We start from the raw sequence: 17,012 nt of genomic DNA, 5'->3' as shown, positions 1-17,012 counted from the left end.
CGCCGCCCCGAGCGGACCGCCGCCTTCCGGGAGGACCCGTGTCCCGCACCGCCCTGCGTATCTGCCCCCTGTGCGAGGCCACCTGCGGCCTGGCCCTCACCGTCGACGGCAGCACGGTCACCGCGGCCCGCGGCGACCGCGACGACGTGTTCAGCCGCGGCTTCATCTGCCCCAAGGGCGCCTCCTTCGGGGCCGTCGACGCCGACCCCGACCGGCTGCGCACGCCCCTGGTGCGCAGGGACGGCGTCCTGCGCGAGGCCACCTGGGCGGAGGCCTTCGACGCGGTCGCCGCCGGGGTACGGCCCCTGGTCGAGCGGTACGGACCGCACTGCGTCGGCGTGGTCCTCGGCAACCCCAACGTCCACACCGTCGCCGGGGCCCTCTACCCGAACGTCCTGCTCGGCGCCCTCGGCAGCCGCAGCGTCTTCACCGCATCCACCCTCGACCAGATGCCCAAGCACGTCTCCAGCGGGCTGCTCTTCGGCGACGCGAACGCCATCCCGGTGCCCGACCTCGACCGCACCGACCACCTGCTCCTCATCGGCGCCAACCCGCTGGAGTCCAACGGCAGTCTGTGCACCGCGCCCGACTTCCCCGGCCGGCTCAAGGCGCTCAGGGCCCGCGGCGGCACCCTCACCGTCGTCGACCCGCGCCGCACCCGCACCGCGAAGCTCGCCGACCGGCACGTGGCGATCCGCCCCGGCACCGACGCGCTGCTGCTGGCCGCAATGGCCCACGTGCTCTACGAGGAGGACCTGGCCGACCTCGGCGCACTCGCCCCGCACGTCCAGGGGGTCGACGAAGTGCGGGACGCCGTACGCGACTTCACCCCCGAGTCCGTCGCCGCCGCGTGCGACGTGGACCCCGGCGTGACACGCGCCCTCGCCCGCGAACTCGCCGCCGCACCCACCGCCGCCGTCTACGGCCGCATCGGCAGCTGCACCGTCCCGCACGGCACCCTCGCCAGCTGGCTCGTGGACGTCCTCAACATCCTCACCGGCAACCTCGACCGGCCCGGCGGCGCGCTCTTCCCGCAGGCCGCCACCGACCGGACCCCGCGCCCCGCCGGACCCGGCCGCGGGTTCGCGCTCGGCCGCTGGCGCTCCCGGGTGAGCGGACACCCCGAGGCGAAGGGCGAACTGCCCCTGTCCGCCCTGGCCGAGGAGATCGACACCGCGACCGGCACGGGCGAGCCGGTCCGCGCCCTGCTCACCATCGCCGCCAACCCGGTGCTGTCCGCGCCCGACGGCGCCCGGCTCGACAAGGCGCTGGCCTCCCTGGACTTCATGGTGAGCGTCGACCCCTACCTCAACGAGACCTCGCGCCACGCCCACGTCGTCCTGCCGCCGCCCCCGCCGGCCCAGAGCCCGCACCACGACTTCGCCTTCAACACCCTCGCCGTGCGCAACCAGGTCCGCTACACCCGCCCCGCCGTCCCGCTGGAGCCCGGCAGGATGGCCGAGACGGAGATCGTCGCCCGGCTCACCCTGGCCGTCACCGGCGGACACGGCACCGACCCCGCCGCGGTCGACACGCTGGTGATCGAGCAGACCCTCGCCAAGTCCGTACGGGAGCCGCACTCACCCGTGCACGGCCGCGACCCCGGCGCACTCGCCGCACGACTGACCGGCGAGACGGGCCCCGAGCGGCGCCTCGACCTCATGCTGCGCCTCGGCCCCTACGGCGACGGCTTCGGCGCCCGGCCGGACGGGCTGACCCTCGACCGGCTCCTCGCCCACCCGCACGGCATCGACCTCGGCCCGCTGCGCCCGCGCCTGCCGCAGCCGCTGAAGACCCGCAGCGGCAAGGTGGAGCTGCTGCCCGGGCCGATCGCCGCCGACCTGCCGCGCCTCGCGCGGGCCCGCGCCGAACGGCCCGCCGGGCTCGTCCTGGTCGGCCGCCGCCACCTGCGCTCCAACAACAGCTGGATGCACAACGTCCCCGCCCTGACCGGCGGCTCCAACCGCTGCACCCTCCACCTGCACCCCGAGGACGCCGCACGGCTGGGGGTGGCCGCCGGGCAGCCCGTGCGGGTCAAGGGGGCCGGCGGCGAGGTCACCGCCCCCGCCGAGATCACCGACACCGTCCGGCCCGGCGTGGTCAGCCTCCCGCACGGCTGGGGCCACGACCGGCCCGGCACCCGCCTCACCCACGCCGCCACCGACCCCGGCGTCAACGTCAACCAGCTCCTCGACGGCAGCATGCTCGACCCGCTCTCGGGCAACGCGGTCCTCAACGGCGTGCCCGTAACGCTCACACCGCTGACCGGCGCAAAGCTGTGACCTGGAGTTTTGCGCTTATTGCTCGCATGTCAACGTCTTGTTAACGCTCCTGGGCGCCACCTAACGTCGCTCGCACCGCCTGCCCCGGTGGGATGTTCAAGGGCGAACGTTAGGTACTCACTCATGCTGACCATCCTCGGCTTCGCCATGATCGCGACCTTCCTGGTCCTGATCATGATGAAGAAGATGTCGCCGATCGCGGCGCTCGTGCTGATCCCCGCGCTGTTCTGCGTGTTCGTCGGCAAGGGCGCCCACCTCGGCGACTACGTCATCGACGGCGTGTCCAGCCTCGCCCCCACCGCGGCGATGCTCATGTTCGCGATCGTCTACTTCGGGGTGATGATCGACGTCGGGCTCTTCGACCCGATCGTCCGGGCCATCCTGAAGTTCTGCAAGGCCGACCCGATGCGGATCGTCGTCGGTACCGCCCTGCTCGCGGCGATCGTCTCGCTGGACGGCGACGGCTCCACCACCTTCATGATCACCGTCTCGGCGATGTACCCGCTGTACAAGCGCCTGAAGATGAGCCTGGTCGTGATGACCGGTGTCGCCGCGATGGCCAACGGCGTGATGAACACGCTGCCCTGGGGCGGCCCCACCGCCCGGGCCGCGACCGCGCTGAAGGTCGACGCCACCGACATCTTCGTCCCGATGATCCCCGCGCTGGCCGTCGGTCTGCTGGCCGTCCTCGTCCTGGCGTACGTGCTCGGTCTGCGCGAGCGCCGGCGGGTGGGCACGCTGACGCTGGACGAGGCGCTGGCGCGGGAACCGGAGAGCGAGACGGTGCTGGTCGGTGCGGGTGCGGGTGCCGGTTCGGCGTCGGGTACGGGGCCGGCCTCCGGTGCCGGTGCGGGCAAGGCGTCCGGCGGCGCCGCGGGCACCGGCGGGTCCGGTGACCTCACCGCCGCCCGGGACGGCGAGTCCGACGACGACTTCCAGGGCCTGGACCCGAACCGGCCCACCCTGCGGCCCAAGCTGTATTGGTTCAACGCGCTGCTCACGGTCACGCTGCTCACCGCCATGATCATGGAGTGGCTGCCGATCCCGGTGCTCTTCCTGCTCGGCGCCGCGCTCGCGCTCACCGTCAACTTCCCGCACATCCCCGACCAGAAGGCCCGGATCGCGGCCCACGCCGACAACGTCCTCAACGTCTCCGGGATGGTCTTCGCCGCCGCCGTCTTCACCGGCGTCCTCACCGGCACCGGCATGGTCGACCACATGGCCAACTGGCTCGTGGACACCATCCCGGACGGCATGGGCCCGCACATGGGCCTGGTCACCGGCCTGCTGAGCCTGCCGCTCACCTACTTCATGTCCAACGACGGCTTCTACTTCGGCGTGCTGCCCGTCCTCGCCGAGGCCGGCCAGGCGCACGGCGTGTCCACGCTGGAGATCGCCCGCGCCTCCATCGTCGGCCAGCCGCTGCACATGTCGAGCCCGCTGGTGCCGGCCGTGTACGTCCTGGTCGGCATGGCCAAGGTCGAGTTCGGCGACCACACGCGGTTCGTGGTGAAGTGGGCCGCCCTGACCTGCCTGATCGTCCTCGGGGCGGGCATCCTGTTCGGCATCATCTGATCGACCCAGGAGGACACGATCATGGCGCCCGGTGGGAACCGCGGCTGGCTGCTCCGCCTCGTCATCGCCTTCGGCTTCGCGCAGGCCGCGGTGTCGATGGCCCGGCCCGCCGTCTCCTACCGGGCCCTCGCGCTGGGCGCGGACGAACGGGCCGTCGGTGTCATCGCCGGTGTGTACGCGCTGCTGCCGCTGTTCGCCGCCGTACCGCTGGGCCGCCGCACCGACCACGGCCGCTGCGCGCCGCTGCTGCCCGCCGGGGTCGTGCTCATCGCCGGGGGCTGCGCGCTGAGCGGCGTCGCCGGGTCCCTGTGGACGATGGCGCTGTGGAGCGGCGTCATGGGCCTCGGGCACCTGTGCTTCGTCATCGGCGCCCAGTCCCTGGTCGCCCGCCAGTCCGCGCCGCACGAACAGGACCGCAACTTCGGTCACTTCACCATCGGCGCCTCGCTCGGCCAGCTGATCGGTCCCATCGCCGCGGGTGCGCTGATCGGGGGCCCGGACATGGCGGGCAGCAGCGCGCTGGCCCTGGTGGTGGCGGGCGCGGGCGCGGCGGTCGCCTTCGCCTCCCTGTGGCGCATAGAGCACCCCGGGGCCGCCGAGTCCGGTACGCAGCGGGGCGCGCGCGTCCCCGTGGGGAGCATCCTGCGCTCCCGGGGCGTGCCCGCGGGCATCCTGATCAGCCTCTCGGTGCTCTCCGCGACCGACATCCTCACCGCCTACCTGCCGGTGGTCGGCGAGCACCGTGGGATCTCCCCGGCCGTGATCGGCGTACTGCTCAGCCTGCGGGCCGCCGCCACGATCGCCTGCCGGCTCGTGCTGACGCCGCTGCTGCGGCTGCTCGGCCGCACGGCGCTGCTCACGACGACCTGTCTGCTGGCCGCCCTGCTGTGCGCCGGGGTGGCGCTGCCGGTGCCGGTGTGGGCGCTCGCGCTGATGCTGGTCGTCCTCGGCTTCTGCCTGGGCGTCGGCCAGCCGCTGTCCATGACCACGGTCGTGCAGGCGGCCCCCGACGAGGCCCGCTCCACCGCTCTCGCCCTGCGCCTGACCGGCAACCGCCTCGGCCAGGTCGCCGCACCCGCCGCCGCGGGCCTGATCGCGGGCGTGGCGGGCGTGGCCGCGCCGTTCGTGATGCTCGGCGCGCTGCTCCTGCTCTCCTCCGGCGTCGCCCTGCGGGCCCCGTCCACGGCCCCGGCCACGGGCCCGGCCGACCGGCGGCGTCCGGCCGTGGGGCAGGATGTCCCGGACCGGGCCGGCGGGAGCCGGCCGTGCCGGGAAGCGAAGGGCTGAGCATGATCCTGCTCCTGTTGTCCGTGGTCCTCCTCCTTGTCGTCGGCGGCTGCGCCTGCGTGGTGTGGGCGGGCCGCGGCGGCCCGCCCTGGACGCGCGCGGTGGCGAGGGCGACCCTCGCGGCGGGCGAACTGGTGCGCGCCTCGGGCCGCTCGGGTGACAACCGCCGCCGGGGCGGCGACGCGGACGACTGACCCGACGGCTGACGCGACGGCTGACCCGACGACTGCCCGGGCGGCTGACGCGACGACTGACCCGGCGGCTGACGTGGCGGTTGTCCCTGCGACTGCCCCGAAGGCTGCCCCGACTCGATCACCCCCTGAGACGCCCCGCGCTCTGAATCCGGGCGTCCGCTTTCTCACCAGTTGGACGTTCACGCCGAGTTGTGGTCCGGCGTCTTCCCCCGGCCGGGCACGGTCCGTTAACTTCCGTGACTCACACGCCCCGTACGACCCGCACGAGGGCGTCCGACCGCGGAGCACCAGAGCCCAGTGAGTCCCCGGGGGCACCTCCATGACACGCGCCATCTCCCTGCACGACGTGAGCAAGACCTACGCGCGAGGCGTCCGCGTGGTGGACCGGCTGTCGCTGGACATCGCGCCGGGCGAGTTCCTCGTCCTGCTCGGACCCTCCGGCTGCGGCAAGTCGACCGTGCTGCGCATGATCGCCGGACTGGAGGAGATCACCGAGGGGGAGCTGAGGCTGGACGGCGCGTACGCCAACGACCTGATCCCCGCCGAACGGCGCATGGCGATGGTCTTCCAGAACTTCGCCCTGTACCCCAACATGACCACCCGCGGGAACATCGGCTTCCCGCTGCGCGTCGAGGACCCGCAGACCGACCCCGGCCCCCGGGTGGACGCCACCGCCCGCATGCTGGGCATCGAGGACCTCCTGGACCGCCTCCCCGCCCAGCTCTCCGGCGGCGAACGCCAGCGGGTGGCGATGGGCCGGGCCATCGCCCGCCGCCCCACCGTCTTCCTGATGGACGAGCCGCTCTCCAACCTCGACGCCAAGCTCCGCAACCACCTGCGCGCCGAGATCACCAGACTGACCCGGGAACTGGGCGTCACCACGATCTACGTCACCCACGACCAGTCCGAGGCCATGTCGCTGGGCGACCGCGTCGCCGTGCTGCGCGGCGGGGTCCTCCAGCAGGTGGACACCCCGCGCGCCGTCTACGCCCTGCCCCGCAACGTCTTCGTCGCCGCCTTCATCGGCACCCCGCGCATCAACCTGCTGCGCGGCCTCGTGCGCGCCCCGCTCGGCGGGGCGATGACCATCAGCCTGGGCAAGCAGTTCCTGCGCCTGCCCGAACCGCTCTCCCTGGACCACCAGTTGCTCCGCGTCCAGCAGGGCCGCGAAGTGATCGTGGGCCTGCGCTCGGAGGCGGTCCGGATCGCGCAACCCTCCTCCGCCCGTCCCGGCGAGGTGCTGCTCACCGGGCTGGTGGAGCACGTGGAGTTCCAGGGCCACGAGGTCCTCGTGCACTTCAACACCGGCTCCCGGCCCGCCGTCGTACCCGACCTGGAGGCGCCGCGCCCCGCCGCCCGCCCGGTCGGGCGCCGCCGCCGGGACGGCACGGTCCTGGACCGGCTGCGGGAGCGGGCGGGGGCCCTGCGCGCCGGACCGGTGGTCGTCATGGACGAACCGGAGGAGCCGGAACCCGCGGTCGCCCCGCCCGAGGGCCGCCTCCCCGGCGACCTCATCGTCCGGACCACGCCCGACATCGACCTGCGCCACGGCATGCAGGTGCCCCTCCTCGTCGACCTCGCCCACCTGTTCGTCTTCGACCAGCACGGCGACCGCATCTGCCCCGCACCGGCGCGGCTGCCCGACCTGGAGGAGTGATCCCGCGCCGGTTCCGCACTCCGGGAGGGTGAGCCGCGCCACCATCGGGGGAGCCCCTGGTGCCGTAAAACTAACGGCGCTAGTTTGGGGTGGACGACGAGGCCCGCCCGGAAGGAACGCGATGAAGGCACACGACGGCATGTACATCGACGGAGCCTGGCGCCCCGCCGACGGCAAGGACACGATCGACGTCGTGAACCCGGCCGACGAGCAGGTGATCGGCCAGGTCCCCGCGGGCAACGCCCTGGACGTCGACACCGCCGTACGGGCCGCCCGCGCCGCCCTGCCGGGCTGGGCCGCCACCCCGCCCGCCGAGCGGGCCGCGCGCCTGGCCGCCCTGCGGGACGTGCTGGTGGCCCGCAAGGACGAGATCGCCGAGACGGTCACCGCCGAGCTGGGCTCCCCGCTGAAGTTCTCGCAGGCCGTGCACGCCGGCGCGCCGATCGCGGTCGCCGGTTCCTACGCCGAGCTGGCGGCGACGTACGCCTTCGAGGAGAAGGTCGGCAACTCCGTGGTCCACCACGAGCCGGTCGGCGTGGTCGGTGCCATCACCCCCTGGAACTACCCGCTCCACCAGATCGTCGCCAAGGCCGCCCCGGCGCTCGCGGCCGGCTGCACCATCGTGCTCAAGCCCGCCGAGGACACCCCGCTCACCGCGCAGCTCTTCGCCGAGGCGGTGCACGAGGCGGGCGTCCCGGCGGGCGTCTTCAACCTGGTCACGGGCCTCGGCCCGGTCGCCGGGCAGGCCCTCGCCGAACACCCCGGCGTCGACCTGGTCTCCTTCACCGGCTCCACCGCGGTCGGCCGCCGCATCGGCGCCACCGCGGGCGCCGCCGTCAAGAAGGTCGCCCTCGAACTCGGCGGCAAGTCCGCCAACGTGATCCTGCCGAGCGCCGACCTCGCCAAGGCGGTCAACGTCGGCGTCGCCAACGTCATGTCCAACTCCGGCCAGACATGCAGTGCCTGGACCCGCATGCTGGTCCACCGCGACCAGTACGACGAGGCGGTGTCGCTCGCCGCCGAGGCCGCCGCGAAGTACGGCGACCGGATCGGTCCCGTCGTCAACGCCAAGCAGCGGGAGCGGGTGCGCGGTTACATCGAGAAGGGCGTCGCCGAGGGGGCGCGGCTGGTCGCGGGCGGCCCCGACGCCCCGCGCGAGCAGGGCTACTTCGTCAGCCCGACGGTCTTCGCCGACGTGACCGAGGAGATGACCATCGCCCAGGAGGAGATCTTCGGGCCGGTCCTGTCCGTCCTCCGCTACGAGGACGAGGACGACGCCCTGCGCATCGCCAACGGCACGGTCTACGGCCTCGCCGGTGCCGTCTGGGCCGGGGACGAGGCCGAGGCGGTCGCCTTCGCCCGCCGGATGGACACCGGGCAGGTCGACATCAACGGCGGCCGGTTCAACCCGCTGGCGCCCTTCGGCGGCTACAAGCAGTCCGGGGTGGGCCGCGAGCTGGGCGCGCACGGCCTCGCCGAGTACCTGCAGACCAAGTCCCTCCAGTTCTGATCCGCTTCTAGCCCGTAGGGGAGCCGTCCACGTCATGGCCGTCCGTACCGCAGTCCGCGCCGCCGTCGTACCCGCCGTCGGCGCCCCGCTGGAGGTCACCGGCATCGAGCTGCCCGAACCCGGCCCCGGCCGGGTCCGGGTGAAGCTCGCCGCCGCCGGGGTCTGCCACTCCGACCTGTCCCTGTCCAACGGCACCATGCGGGTGCCGCTGCCCGCCGTCCTCGGCCACGAGGGCTCCGGCACCGTCGTCGCCGTCGGCGAGGGCGTCACCCACGTGGCCCCCGGCGACGACGTGGTCCTCAACTGGGCCCCGTCCTGCGGCGCCTGCCACGCCTGCTCGCTCGGCGAGGTGTGGCTGTGCGCCAACGCCCTGGCCGGCGCCGCCGACGTGCACGCGCGCCGCGCCGACGACGGCACGGACCTGCACCCCGGCCTGAACGTCGCCGCGTTCGCCGAGGAGACGGTGGTGGCCGCCGGCTGCGTCCTGCCCGCCCCCGCGGGCATCCCCCTCACCGAGGCCGCGCTGCTGGGCTGCGCCGTCCTCACCGGCTACGGCGCCGTCCACCACTCGGCGCGGGTCCGCGACGGCGAGACGGTCGCGGTCTTCGGCGTCGGGGGAGTGGGCCTGGCCGCCCTCCAGGCGGCCCGGATCGCGGGCGCGTCGAAGATCGTCGCGGTCGACGTGTCCCCCGGGAAGGAGGAGTTGGCCCGCGCCGCGGGCGCCACCGACTACGTCCTCGCCTCCGACACCACCGCCCGCGAGATCCGCGCCCTCACCGGCAAGCAGGGCGTCGACGTCGCCGTGGAGTGCGTGGGCCGGGCGTCCACCATCCGCACCGCGTGGGAATCCACCCGGCGCGGTGGCCGCACCACGGTCGTCGGCATCGGCGGCAAGGACCAGCAGGTCACCTTCAACGCCCTGGAGATCTTCCACTGGGGCCGCACCCTGTCCGGCTGCGTCTACGGCAACGCCGACCCCGCCCGCGACCTCCCGGCCCTCGCCGGACACGTCCGCGCCGGCCGCCTCGACCTCGGCGCCCTGGTCACGGAACGCATCGCCCTGGACGGCATCCCGGACGCCTTCGAGAACATGCTGGCGGGCAAGGGCGGCCGGGCCCTGGTCGTCTTCTAGCCCGCGCTTCCCGGAGGGCGTGGGGGGTGGCGTGGGCAGCGTCCAGGCCCCGTCGGCTCGCCCGGCATCCGGGGGAGCCCCGGCCGGTGTGCTCGCGCCGCGACGTTGCCGGGGGTGGGCCCGGCGGTGCTAGACCCGCTCCGCGTCCCCGGGGCGCGGCTCCCCAGCGGAGACGGTCCGTTCCGCGGGCGCGGCCGCGCGGCGCCTGCGGGACCGGGACACCGCCACGCCCGCCAGGCACAGCGCCCCGCCCGCCAGGGTGAGGAGCCCCGGCACCTCGCCCAGCGCCAGCCACGACATCAGGACGACCAGCGCGGGTACGGCGTACGTGGTGGCGCCCATGCGGCCGGCGGTCGTACGGGCCAGGGCGTACGCCCAGGTCGTGAAGGCCAGCGCGGTCGGGAACACGCCGAGGTACACCATGTTGAGCGTGGCGGAGACCGGCGCGCCGCCCGCCTCGTGCACGAGCTGCCCCGCGAACGGCAGGCACAGCACCGCCCCGACCAGACAGCCGAACGTCGTCACCTGAAGGGCACTCGCGTGCGCCAGCGCCGGCTTCTGCGCGACCACCCCGCCCGCGTACGCCACTGCGGCCAGCAGGCACAGCACCACCCCGAACAGCGAGGAACCGCCCTCGCCGGACATCGACAGACCCACCGTCACCGCACCGGCGAACGACACCCCCATCCCCGCCAGCAGCCGCGGCGGCAGCGCGTCGCCCAGCAGCCGGGCGCCGAGCAGCGCGATGAGGATCGGGCCGACGTTGACCACGAGCGCGGCCGTACCGGCGTCCACCTGCTGTTCGCCCCAGTTCAGGACGACCATGTAGAAGCCGAACCACAGCAGCCCCGATACCGCGATCCCGCGCCAGGCGGAGCGCGGCGGCAGGCCCTCCCGGCGCAGCAGGCAGAGCACGCCGAGCGCCAGGGCCCCCGACAGCAGCCGCCCGAGCGCCAGCGCGCCCGGTGAGTACGCCTCGCCCGCGCTGCGGATCGAGACGAACGCCGACGCCCACAGCACGACGGTGACGGTGGCGGCGCCGGCCGCGAGCAGTTCCGGACGGCGGGACGGGACGGTACGCATCATGCTCCCGAGGCTAGGAAGGGGACGGCCGGTGGCACCGGCGGATTTCGGACGGGGAGACGGGCACGGCTCAGCGCAGCGCCAGCGGATCGATCCGGAGCAGCTCGGACAGCGCGGCCTCGCCCGCCGGCGTCACCTTCACGGCCCGCTCCGAGCCGATGCGCACGCACCAGCCCGTGTCCAGGGCGTGCCGGCACAGGGCCGCGCCCGCCACGCCGGCGAGATGGGGGCGGCGTTCGGTCCAGTCGAGGCAGGCCCGGGCCAGCGGCCGCCGACCGGTCGGCCGCAGCGGGATCCCGGCGGCGTCGAACCAGCCGAGCCCCGCGTCCGTGAGCGCGAAGCCGGTGTCCTGGCGCAGCAGCCCGAGCCCGGTCAGCGCGTCGGTCACCGCGATGCCGAGCCGCCCGGCGAGATGGTCGTAGCAGGTGCGGCCGCGGGCCATCGCCGACCCGGCGCTGGACGCCCGCAGCGTGCGCGGACGCCGGGCCGCCGCCTCGGGCGCGACCTGCGCGGCCAGGTCCTCCACGAGCTGCGCCACCCGGTCGTCGGCCAGCCGCACGTACCGGTGCCGCCCCTGCCGCTCCTCGGCGAGCAGCCCGCCCGTGACGAGCTTGCCCAGGTGCTCGCTGAGCGTCGACGCCGCGACCCCGGCGTGCCGGGCCAGCTCACCGGCGGTCCACGCCCGCCCGTCGAGCAAGGCCAGCAGACAGGCGGCGCGCGTCTCGTCGGCGAGCAGCGCGGCCAGTCGTGCCAGGCCGGGTGCCTCGGCTTCCTTGTCGGTCATGCGTCCCAGGATGCGTCACGCACGGTTCGGCGGGCGCCGAAGTGTCCCCGGAGCCCTCAGCCGCCCTGCGCGACCTGCGCGTACTGCTGTGCCAGCCCGTCCAGCAGCGCCGTCAGGCCGGTCTCGAAGGCGCGTTCGTCGATCTTCTCCTGCTGCTCGGCCAGGAGGTGGGCCTGCTGGAGGTGCGGATAGTCGGCGGGGTCGTAGGCACCGGCGTCGGTCACGAAGCCGCCGGCGAAGGAACCGAGCGCCGAGCCCATGATGAAGTACCGCATCAGCGCGCCGATGGAGGTGGCCTGGGCCGGGGGCCAGCCCGCCCGGACCATCGCGCCGTAGACCGCGTCCGCCAGGTGCAGCGCGGCCGGGCGGCGGCCGGGGCCGTGGGCCAGCACCGGGACGATGTTGGGGTGGTCGCGCAGCGCCGTCCGGTAGGAGACGGCCCAGTCGTGCAGCGCGGTGCGCCACTCCCGGCCGTCCTCGAACATCGACAGGTCGACCTGCGCGCTCACCGAGTCGGCGACGGCCTCCAGGATCTCGTCCTTGGTGCGGAAGTGGTTGTAGAGCGAGGGGCCGCTGACCCCCAGTTCCGCGGCCAGCCGGCGGGTGGAGACGGCCGCCAGGCCCTCCGCGTCCACCAGCGCGCGCGCCGTCTCGACGATCCGGTCGGTGCTGAGCAGGGGCTTGCGCGGTCGGGCCATGGCGCACATAGTAGGGCTGCGGCTTTAAACTAGCAGTGCTAATTTATGACGCGGGCCCGGCGGCCCGCCGTTCAAGGTCCGTCTTCTGTGGGGTGACTCGGCATGAATCTGGAGCTCAGCGAGGAGCAGAGCGCCGTACGGCGGCTCGCCCGGGACTTCGTGGCGCGTGAGATCGCCCCGCACGTGATCGCCTGGGACCGCGCCGAGGAGGTGGACCGGGGGATCGTGAAGAAGCTCGGCGAGGTCGGCTTCCTCGGGCTCACGATCGACGAGGAGTACGGCGGGTCCGGGGGCGACCACCTCGCGTACTGCCTGGTCACGGAGGAGCTGGGGCGCGGCGACAGCTCCGTGCGCGGAATCGTCTCCGTCTCGCTCGGCCTGGTCGCCAAGACGATCGCCGCCTGGGGGAGCGAGGAGCAGAAGCGGCGCTGGCTGCCGGGGCTCACCTCGGGCGAGTACGTCGGCTGCTTCGGCCTCACCGAGCCCGGCACCGGCTCGGACGCCGGCAACCTCTCCACCCGCGCGGTGCGCGACGGCGACGACTACGTCCTCAACGGCACCAAGATGTTCATCACCAACGGCACCTGGGCCGACGTGGTGCTGCTCTTCGCCCGCTCCACGGACGCCCCCGGTCACAAGGGCGTCTCCGCCTTCCTGGTGCCCACCGACACGCCCGGCCTCACCCGCCGCACCGTCCACGGCAAGCTCGGGCTGCGCGGCCAGGCCACCGCCGAGCTGGTCCTGGAGGACGTCCGGGTCCCCGCCTCCGCGATGCTCGCACCCGAAGGCAAGGGCTTCTCGGTGGCCATGTCGGCGCTCGCCAAGGGGCGGATGTCGGTCGCGGCCGGCTGCGTCGGCATAGCGCAGGCCGCACTGGACGCGGCCGTGAAGTACGCGGGCGAGCGCGAGCAGTTCGGGAAGACCATCGCCCACCACCAGCTGGTGCAGGAGCTGATCAGCGACATCGCCCTGGACGTGGACGCGGCCCGGCTGCTGACCTGGCGGGTCGCCGACCTGATCGACCGCGGGCAGCCCTTCGCCGTCGAGTCCTCCAAGGCCAAGCTGTTCGCCTCCGAGGCCGCCGTCCGCGCCGCCAACAACGCCCTCCAGGTCTTCGGCGGCTACGGCTACATCGACGAGTACCCGGCCGGCAAGCTGCTGCGCGACGCCCGTGTGATGACCCTCTACGAGGGCACCAGCCAGATCCAGAAGCTGGTCATCGGGCGGGCGCTGACCGGGGTCTCGGCCTTCTGAGCGCCGGGTGCCTGAGTACCCGGACTGAGTACGCCGGCGGATGTGGTCCCGGCCACATCCGCCGATCCTTGTGCCCATGAGTGACACACCGGTCAAGCAGCAGAACACGGCGGCCTTCTACGGGCAGGCCGTCGCCTCGTTCGCGGTGGCCATGGCCGCCACCGCCATCGGCATCTACCAGCTCGAAGCCGACGCCTGGGTGCGGGCCTTCCTCGCGATAGCCGTCCTGTACCTGGTCACCTCCGCCTTCACACTGGCCAAGATCATCCGGGACCGTCAGGAGATCGGCCAGATAGTCAGCCGGGTGGACCAGGCGCGGCTCGACAAGATCCTCGTCGAGCACGACCCCTTCCAGAAGCCGGGCGGCACCCCGGCCGGGCAGCGCCCCTAAGCGGTCGCTCAGCTTCGGCGGTATGGTGGTGCTCCTGTCACCGAGAGGGGCGAACAAGCGATGAGTACGGCGGCCGAGACGACGGGCGGCGACATCGAGCCGTGGGAAGAGGTCACGCCCGACGCGGCCCGGCGGCTCCTGGTCGCGGCCGTGGAGGCGTTCGCCGAGCGCGGGTACCACGCGACCACGACCCGCGACATCGCCGGGCGGGCCGGCATGAGTCCGGCCGCGCTCTACATCCACTACAAGACCAAGGAAGAACTGCTCCACCGCATCAGCCGCATCGGCCACACCCGGGCGGTGGCCATCCTGCGCTCCGCGGCGCAGGGCGAGGGCGGTGCGACCGAGCGGCTCGCCGACGCCGTCAGCTCCTTCGTCCGCTGGCACGCCGGCCGGCGCACGACCGCGCGCGTCGTGCAGTACGAACTGGACGCGCTCGGTCCCGAGGCCCGGGAGGAGATCCTCACGCTCCGCCGCCAGTGCGACGCCGCGGTGCGCGGCATCATCGACGACGGCGTGGCGACCGGCGAGTTCGACGTGCCGGACGTCAAGGGCACCACGCTCGCCGTGCTGTCGCTCTGCATCGACGTGGCCCGCTGGTTCAACGTCAAGGGCCCCCGCACACCCGACGAGGTCGGCGCGCTCTACGCCGACCTCGTGCTGCGGATGGTGGGAGCCCGGGACCGCTCCGGCGCCCAGTAGCCGGACGGCCGGTCAGAGGTAGTAGCGCGAGACGGACTCGGCGACGCACACCGGCTTGTCGCCGCCCTCGCGCTCCACGGTGAAGGCGACGCTCACCTGGATGCCGCCCTGGACGTCCTCGACCCCCGTGATCGTCGCCGTGGCGCGCAGGCGCGAGCCGACCGGGACGGGGGAGGGGAAACGGACCTTGTTGGTGCCGTAGTTGACGCCCATCCTCACGCCCTCGACCCTGATCAGCTGCGGTCCGAAGAGGGGGAGCAGCGACAGGGTCAGGTACCCGTGCGCGATGGTGGTGCCGAACGGGCCGGCGGCGGCCTTCTCCGGGTCGACATGGATCCACTGGTGGTCCCCGGTCGCCTCCGCGAACAGGTCGATCCGCTTCTGGTCGACCTCCAGCCAGTCGGTGTGGCCCAACTGCTCGCCCACCGCCGCCTTCACCTCGTCGGCGGACGCGAAGATCCTCGGCTCTGCCATGTTCCGGCCCCTCTGCTCGCTCGATCTGTGCGCTCGACTCTAAGCGACTGCTTAGCATGCTCGCCCGCGGGGCCGCTGTCAACGGAGCCGGCCCGGCCGCACGGGTGACGGGGTCGGTAGGGTCTGAGGAGTGCCTCAGATTCCCGAGAAGATCCAAGAGCTCACGGTCGGCCAGCTCGCCGCACGCAGCGGCGCCGCCGTCTCCGCCCTGCACTTCTACGAGTCCAAGGGCCTGATCAGCAGCCGCCGGACCTCGGGCAACCAGCGCCGCTTCAGCCGTGACGCACTGCGCCGGGTCGCCTTCGTCCGCGCCGCGCAGCGGGTCGGCATCCCGCTGGCCACGATCCGCGAGGCGCTCGCCGAACTGCCGGAGGGACGCACGCCCACCGAGGAGGACTGGGCCCGGCTCTCCCGTTCCTGGCGCTCCGAACTGGACGAGCGAATCAAGCAGCTCAACCGGCTGCGCGACCACCTCACCGACTGCATCGGCTGCGGCTGCCTGTCCCTGGAGACCTGCGTCCTGTCCAACCCCGACGACGCCTTCGGCGAACGCCGTGCCGGCTCGCGCCTGCTCGTGGAGCGTCGCGGCTCGGCCGCCCCGGCCGCGGCGGGCGGCGGGCGGCCGAGTCCCACCCGGGGGCGGGACGCGGGGTGTTGCGACGACTGACGGTCCGGTGACCGGGACCCGGTCGCGCGTCAGTGCTCGCCCCGGCGCGCCGAGGCCCACTCCCGCAGACCCGCCCTGACCAGGTCGGCGTTGGAGGCGGCCCGGCTGCCGTCCGGCAGGAACAGGGTGTCCTCCAGTCCGATCCGGGTCGCCAGGCCCAGCCGGCCGGCCAGGCGCAGCACCGGCCAGGCGCCACCGTCCTCGCCGTGCAGCAGCACCGGACGGCCGTGGGCCGCGCCGAGGCCGGTCAGCAGGGCGCGCGCCGAGTCCCGCGCCGTCGCCGGATCGGTGTCCGTGACCTCCGCCAGCACCCGGAGCACCTTCGGCCCGAGCGGTGAGCGCAGGAACAGGGCCGCACCGTCCGTGCCGGACCAGATGCCCGCCTCCACGCCCACCCCGCGTTCGATCAGCGCGGCCGCCGTCTCCTCGGCGCCCGGCTCGTGCCAGTTGACCGAGGCGTGGTCGGGCAGCGCCGTCCAGCTCCGGATCCGCGCCGGCCGGGCCGCCGGGTCCGGTTCGGCCCAGGCGCCCGTCGTGACCCCGACCGGCACCGACGCCGGGACGCGCGCCCTGATCGCCGCCAGCGTCGCCGCGAGCACGCGCGCGGACAGCGTGTCCCGCCCGCACGGTGTCTTCGGGTGGACGTGGACGTCCGTCGCCCCGGCGGCGACCGCCTCGGCCACCGAGTCGCCGACCGCCTCCGGCGACAGCGGCACCACCGCGCCGTCGACGCTCTCCCGCGCCCCGTTCACACACAACTGCACCATTCCCCCATGGTGCCGTGCGCCACCGACGGCACCTGTCGCGTCTGGCGCCGTGCGTCACCGGCGGTGCTCGTCGGGTCCGGTGCCGTGCGTCACCGGCGGCGCTCGTCGGGTCTGGCGCCGTGCGCCACGTCACCGGCGGCGCTCGTCGGGTCTGGCGCCGTGCGCCATCGACAGCGCCCGTCGGGTCCGGTGCCGTGCGCCACCGGCGGCACCCGTCGCGTCTGGTGCCGTGCGTCACCGGCGGTGTCCCTCGCGTCCGGTGCCGTGCGCCATCGACAGCGCCCGTCGGGTCCCGTGCCGTGCGTCACCGGCGGCACCCGTCGCGTCTGGCGTCGTGCGCCATCGACGGTGTCCCTCGCGTCCGGTGCCGTGCGTCACCGACAGCGCCCGTCGGGTCTGGTGCCGTGCGCCATCGACAGCGCCCGTCGAGTCCGGTGCCGTGCGTCACCGGCGGCACCCGTCGCACCCGGCGCCGTGCGTCATCGACGGTGCTCGTCGCACCCGGTGCCGTGCCGGCCACCGGGGGTGCGGCATCCCCGGCACACCCCCGCGGCG

The 17,012-nt window shown here is 73.9% G+C and carries 16 protein-coding genes; 11 read left to right on the top strand and 5 right to left on the bottom strand.

From position 1 onward, the window contains the following. Positions 1-38 precede the first annotated feature (38 nt). The 7 genes from K7854_RS29710 to K7854_RS29680 all read left to right on the top strand — a co-directional run bounded on the left by K7854_RS29710 (position 39) and on the right by K7854_RS29680 (position 9,637). A complete protein-coding gene (locus tag K7854_RS29710) occupies positions 39-2,282 on the top strand; it encodes a molybdopterin oxidoreductase family protein (RefSeq protein WP_226029644.1) in 2,244 nt (747 codons plus the stop codon). 123 nt (positions 2,283-2,405) lie between these two features. Continuing rightward, on the top strand, positions 2,406-3,857 hold the full coding sequence (locus K7854_RS29705) for a CitMHS family transporter (RefSeq protein ID WP_226029643.1): 1,452 nt from the start codon (positions 2,406-2,408) through the stop codon (positions 3,855-3,857). A gap of 21 nt (positions 3,858-3,878) precedes the next feature. Beyond that, a complete protein-coding gene (locus tag K7854_RS29700; protein ID WP_226029642.1) occupies positions 3,879-5,144 on the top strand; it encodes an MFS transporter in 1,266 nt (421 codons plus the stop codon). Then, positions 5,123-5,338 carry a hypothetical protein gene (locus K7854_RS29695; RefSeq protein WP_372481088.1) on the top strand — a complete coding sequence of 72 codons (216 nt, stop codon included), beginning with the start codon at positions 5,123-5,125 and terminating at the stop codon, positions 5,336-5,338. The genes K7854_RS29700 and K7854_RS29695 overlap by 22 nt, the downstream gene beginning before the upstream one ends. A 319-nt stretch (positions 5,339-5,657) precedes the next feature. Further along, positions 5,658-6,995, top strand: coding sequence for an ABC transporter ATP-binding protein (locus K7854_RS29690; protein ID WP_226029641.1), 1,338 nt, complete (start codon positions 5,658-5,660; stop codon positions 6,993-6,995). 121 nt (positions 6,996-7,116) lie between these two features. Further along, positions 7,117-8,505, top strand: coding sequence for an aldehyde dehydrogenase family protein (locus K7854_RS29685; RefSeq protein WP_226029640.1), 1,389 nt, complete (start codon positions 7,117-7,119; stop codon positions 8,503-8,505). Between the two features lie 34 nt (positions 8,506-8,539). Further along, on the top strand, positions 8,540-9,637 hold the full coding sequence (locus tag K7854_RS29680; RefSeq protein ID WP_226029639.1) for a zinc-binding dehydrogenase: 1,098 nt from the start codon (positions 8,540-8,542) through the stop codon (positions 9,635-9,637). Positions 9,638-9,766: 129 nt separating this feature from the next. On the opposite strand, the gene K7854_RS29675 is transcribed toward K7854_RS29680, so the two are convergent. The 3 genes from K7854_RS29675 to K7854_RS29665 form a co-directional block, all read right to left on the bottom strand. Continuing rightward, the gene (locus K7854_RS29675; protein ID WP_226029659.1) at positions 9,767-10,720 is read right to left on the bottom strand and encodes a DMT family transporter; all 954 of its coding nucleotides are present in this window, start codon (positions 10,718-10,720) and stop codon (positions 9,767-9,769) included. 70 nt (positions 10,721-10,790) lie between these two features. Continuing rightward, positions 10,791-11,504: an ArsR/SmtB family transcription factor gene (locus tag K7854_RS29670; protein WP_226029638.1), complete on the bottom strand. Its 714-nt coding sequence runs from the start codon at positions 11,502-11,504 to the stop codon at positions 10,791-10,793. A 56-nt stretch (positions 11,505-11,560) separates the two neighbouring features. Continuing rightward, positions 11,561-12,202 carry a TetR/AcrR family transcriptional regulator gene (locus K7854_RS29665; protein ID WP_226029637.1) on the bottom strand — a complete coding sequence of 214 codons (642 nt, stop codon included), beginning with the start codon at positions 12,200-12,202 and terminating at the stop codon, positions 11,561-11,563. 102 nt (positions 12,203-12,304) lie between these two features. Here K7854_RS29665 and K7854_RS29660 point away from each other — a divergent pair, with 102 nt between their 5' ends. The 3 genes from K7854_RS29660 (at position 12,305) to K7854_RS29650 (ending at position 14,549) form a co-directional block, all read left to right on the top strand. Next, positions 12,305-13,456 carry an acyl-CoA dehydrogenase family protein gene (locus K7854_RS29660; RefSeq protein WP_226029636.1) on the top strand — a complete coding sequence of 384 codons (1,152 nt, stop codon included), beginning with the start codon at positions 12,305-12,307 and terminating at the stop codon, positions 13,454-13,456. A gap of 76 nt (positions 13,457-13,532) precedes the next feature. Continuing rightward, a complete protein-coding gene (locus K7854_RS29655) occupies positions 13,533-13,847 on the top strand; it encodes a YiaA/YiaB family inner membrane protein (protein WP_226029635.1) in 315 nt (104 codons plus the stop codon). Between the two features lie 60 nt (positions 13,848-13,907). After that, positions 13,908-14,549: a TetR/AcrR family transcriptional regulator gene (locus K7854_RS29650; RefSeq protein ID WP_127894733.1), complete on the top strand. Its 642-nt coding sequence runs from the start codon at positions 13,908-13,910 to the stop codon at positions 14,547-14,549. Between the two features lie 12 nt (positions 14,550-14,561). Here K7854_RS29650 and K7854_RS29645 read toward each other — a convergent pair whose 3' ends face one another. Continuing rightward, positions 14,562-15,023 (bottom strand): MaoC family dehydratase, encoded by a 462-nt coding sequence (locus K7854_RS29645; RefSeq protein ID WP_226029634.1) that lies wholly within the window; start codon positions 15,021-15,023, stop codon positions 14,562-14,564. Between the two features lie 130 nt (positions 15,024-15,153). On the opposite strand from K7854_RS29645, the gene soxR reads away from it, so the two are divergent. Next, positions 15,154-15,690 (top strand): redox-sensitive transcriptional activator SoxR, encoded by a 537-nt coding sequence (gene soxR / locus K7854_RS29640; RefSeq protein ID WP_226029633.1) that lies wholly within the window; start codon positions 15,154-15,156, stop codon positions 15,688-15,690. Positions 15,691-15,719: 29 nt separating this feature from the next. On the opposite strand, the gene K7854_RS29635 is transcribed toward soxR, so the two are convergent. Continuing rightward, on the bottom strand, positions 15,720-16,457 hold the full coding sequence (locus K7854_RS29635) for a 3-keto-5-aminohexanoate cleavage protein (RefSeq protein ID WP_226029632.1): 738 nt from the start codon (positions 16,455-16,457) through the stop codon (positions 15,720-15,722). Positions 16,458-17,012: the final 555 nt, after the last annotated feature.

The sequence above is a fragment of the Streptomyces hyderabadensis genome (assembly GCF_020404845.1).
Lineage (GTDB): Bacteria > Actinomycetota > Actinomycetes > Streptomycetales > Streptomycetaceae > Streptomyces > Streptomyces hyderabadensis.
This window is presented reverse-complemented; position numbering and strand designations above follow the sequence as displayed.

Excerpts from the sequence above, each read along its gene's own strand:
- K7854_RS29705 (WP_226029643.1), top strand. The coding sequence starts at position 2,406 with ATGCTGACCATCCTCGGCTTCGCCATGATCGCGACCTTCCTGGTCCTG.
- K7854_RS29700 (WP_226029642.1), top strand. The coding sequence starts at position 3,879 with ATGGCGCCCGGTGGGAACCGCGGCTGGCTGCTCCGCCTCGTCATCGCC.
- K7854_RS29690 (WP_226029641.1), top strand. The coding sequence starts at position 5,658 with ATGACACGCGCCATCTCCCTGCACGACGTGAGCAAGACCTACGCGCGA.
- K7854_RS29685 (WP_226029640.1), top strand. The coding sequence starts at position 7,117 with ATGAAGGCACACGACGGCATGTACATCGACGGAGCCTGGCGCCCCGCC.
- K7854_RS29680 (WP_226029639.1), top strand. The coding sequence starts at position 8,540 with ATGGCCGTCCGTACCGCAGTCCGCGCCGCCGTCGTACCCGCCGTCGGC.
- K7854_RS29675 (WP_226029659.1), bottom strand. The coding sequence starts at position 10,720 with ATGCGTACCGTCCCGTCCCGCCGTCCGGAACTGCTCGCGGCCGGCGCC.
- K7854_RS29670 (WP_226029638.1), bottom strand. The coding sequence starts at position 11,504 with ATGACCGACAAGGAAGCCGAGGCACCCGGCCTGGCACGACTGGCCGCG.
- K7854_RS29665 (WP_226029637.1), bottom strand. The coding sequence starts at position 12,202 with ATGGCCCGACCGCGCAAGCCCCTGCTCAGCACCGACCGGATCGTCGAG.
- K7854_RS29660 (WP_226029636.1), top strand. The coding sequence starts at position 12,305 with ATGAATCTGGAGCTCAGCGAGGAGCAGAGCGCCGTACGGCGGCTCGCC.
- K7854_RS29655 (WP_226029635.1), top strand. The coding sequence starts at position 13,533 with ATGAGTGACACACCGGTCAAGCAGCAGAACACGGCGGCCTTCTACGGG.
- K7854_RS29650 (WP_127894733.1), top strand. The coding sequence starts at position 13,908 with ATGAGTACGGCGGCCGAGACGACGGGCGGCGACATCGAGCCGTGGGAA.
- K7854_RS29645 (WP_226029634.1), bottom strand. The coding sequence starts at position 15,023 with ATGGCAGAGCCGAGGATCTTCGCGTCCGCCGACGAGGTGAAGGCGGCG.
- K7854_RS29635 (WP_226029632.1), bottom strand. The coding sequence starts at position 16,457 with ATGGTGCAGTTGTGTGTGAACGGGGCGCGGGAGAGCGTCGACGGCGCG.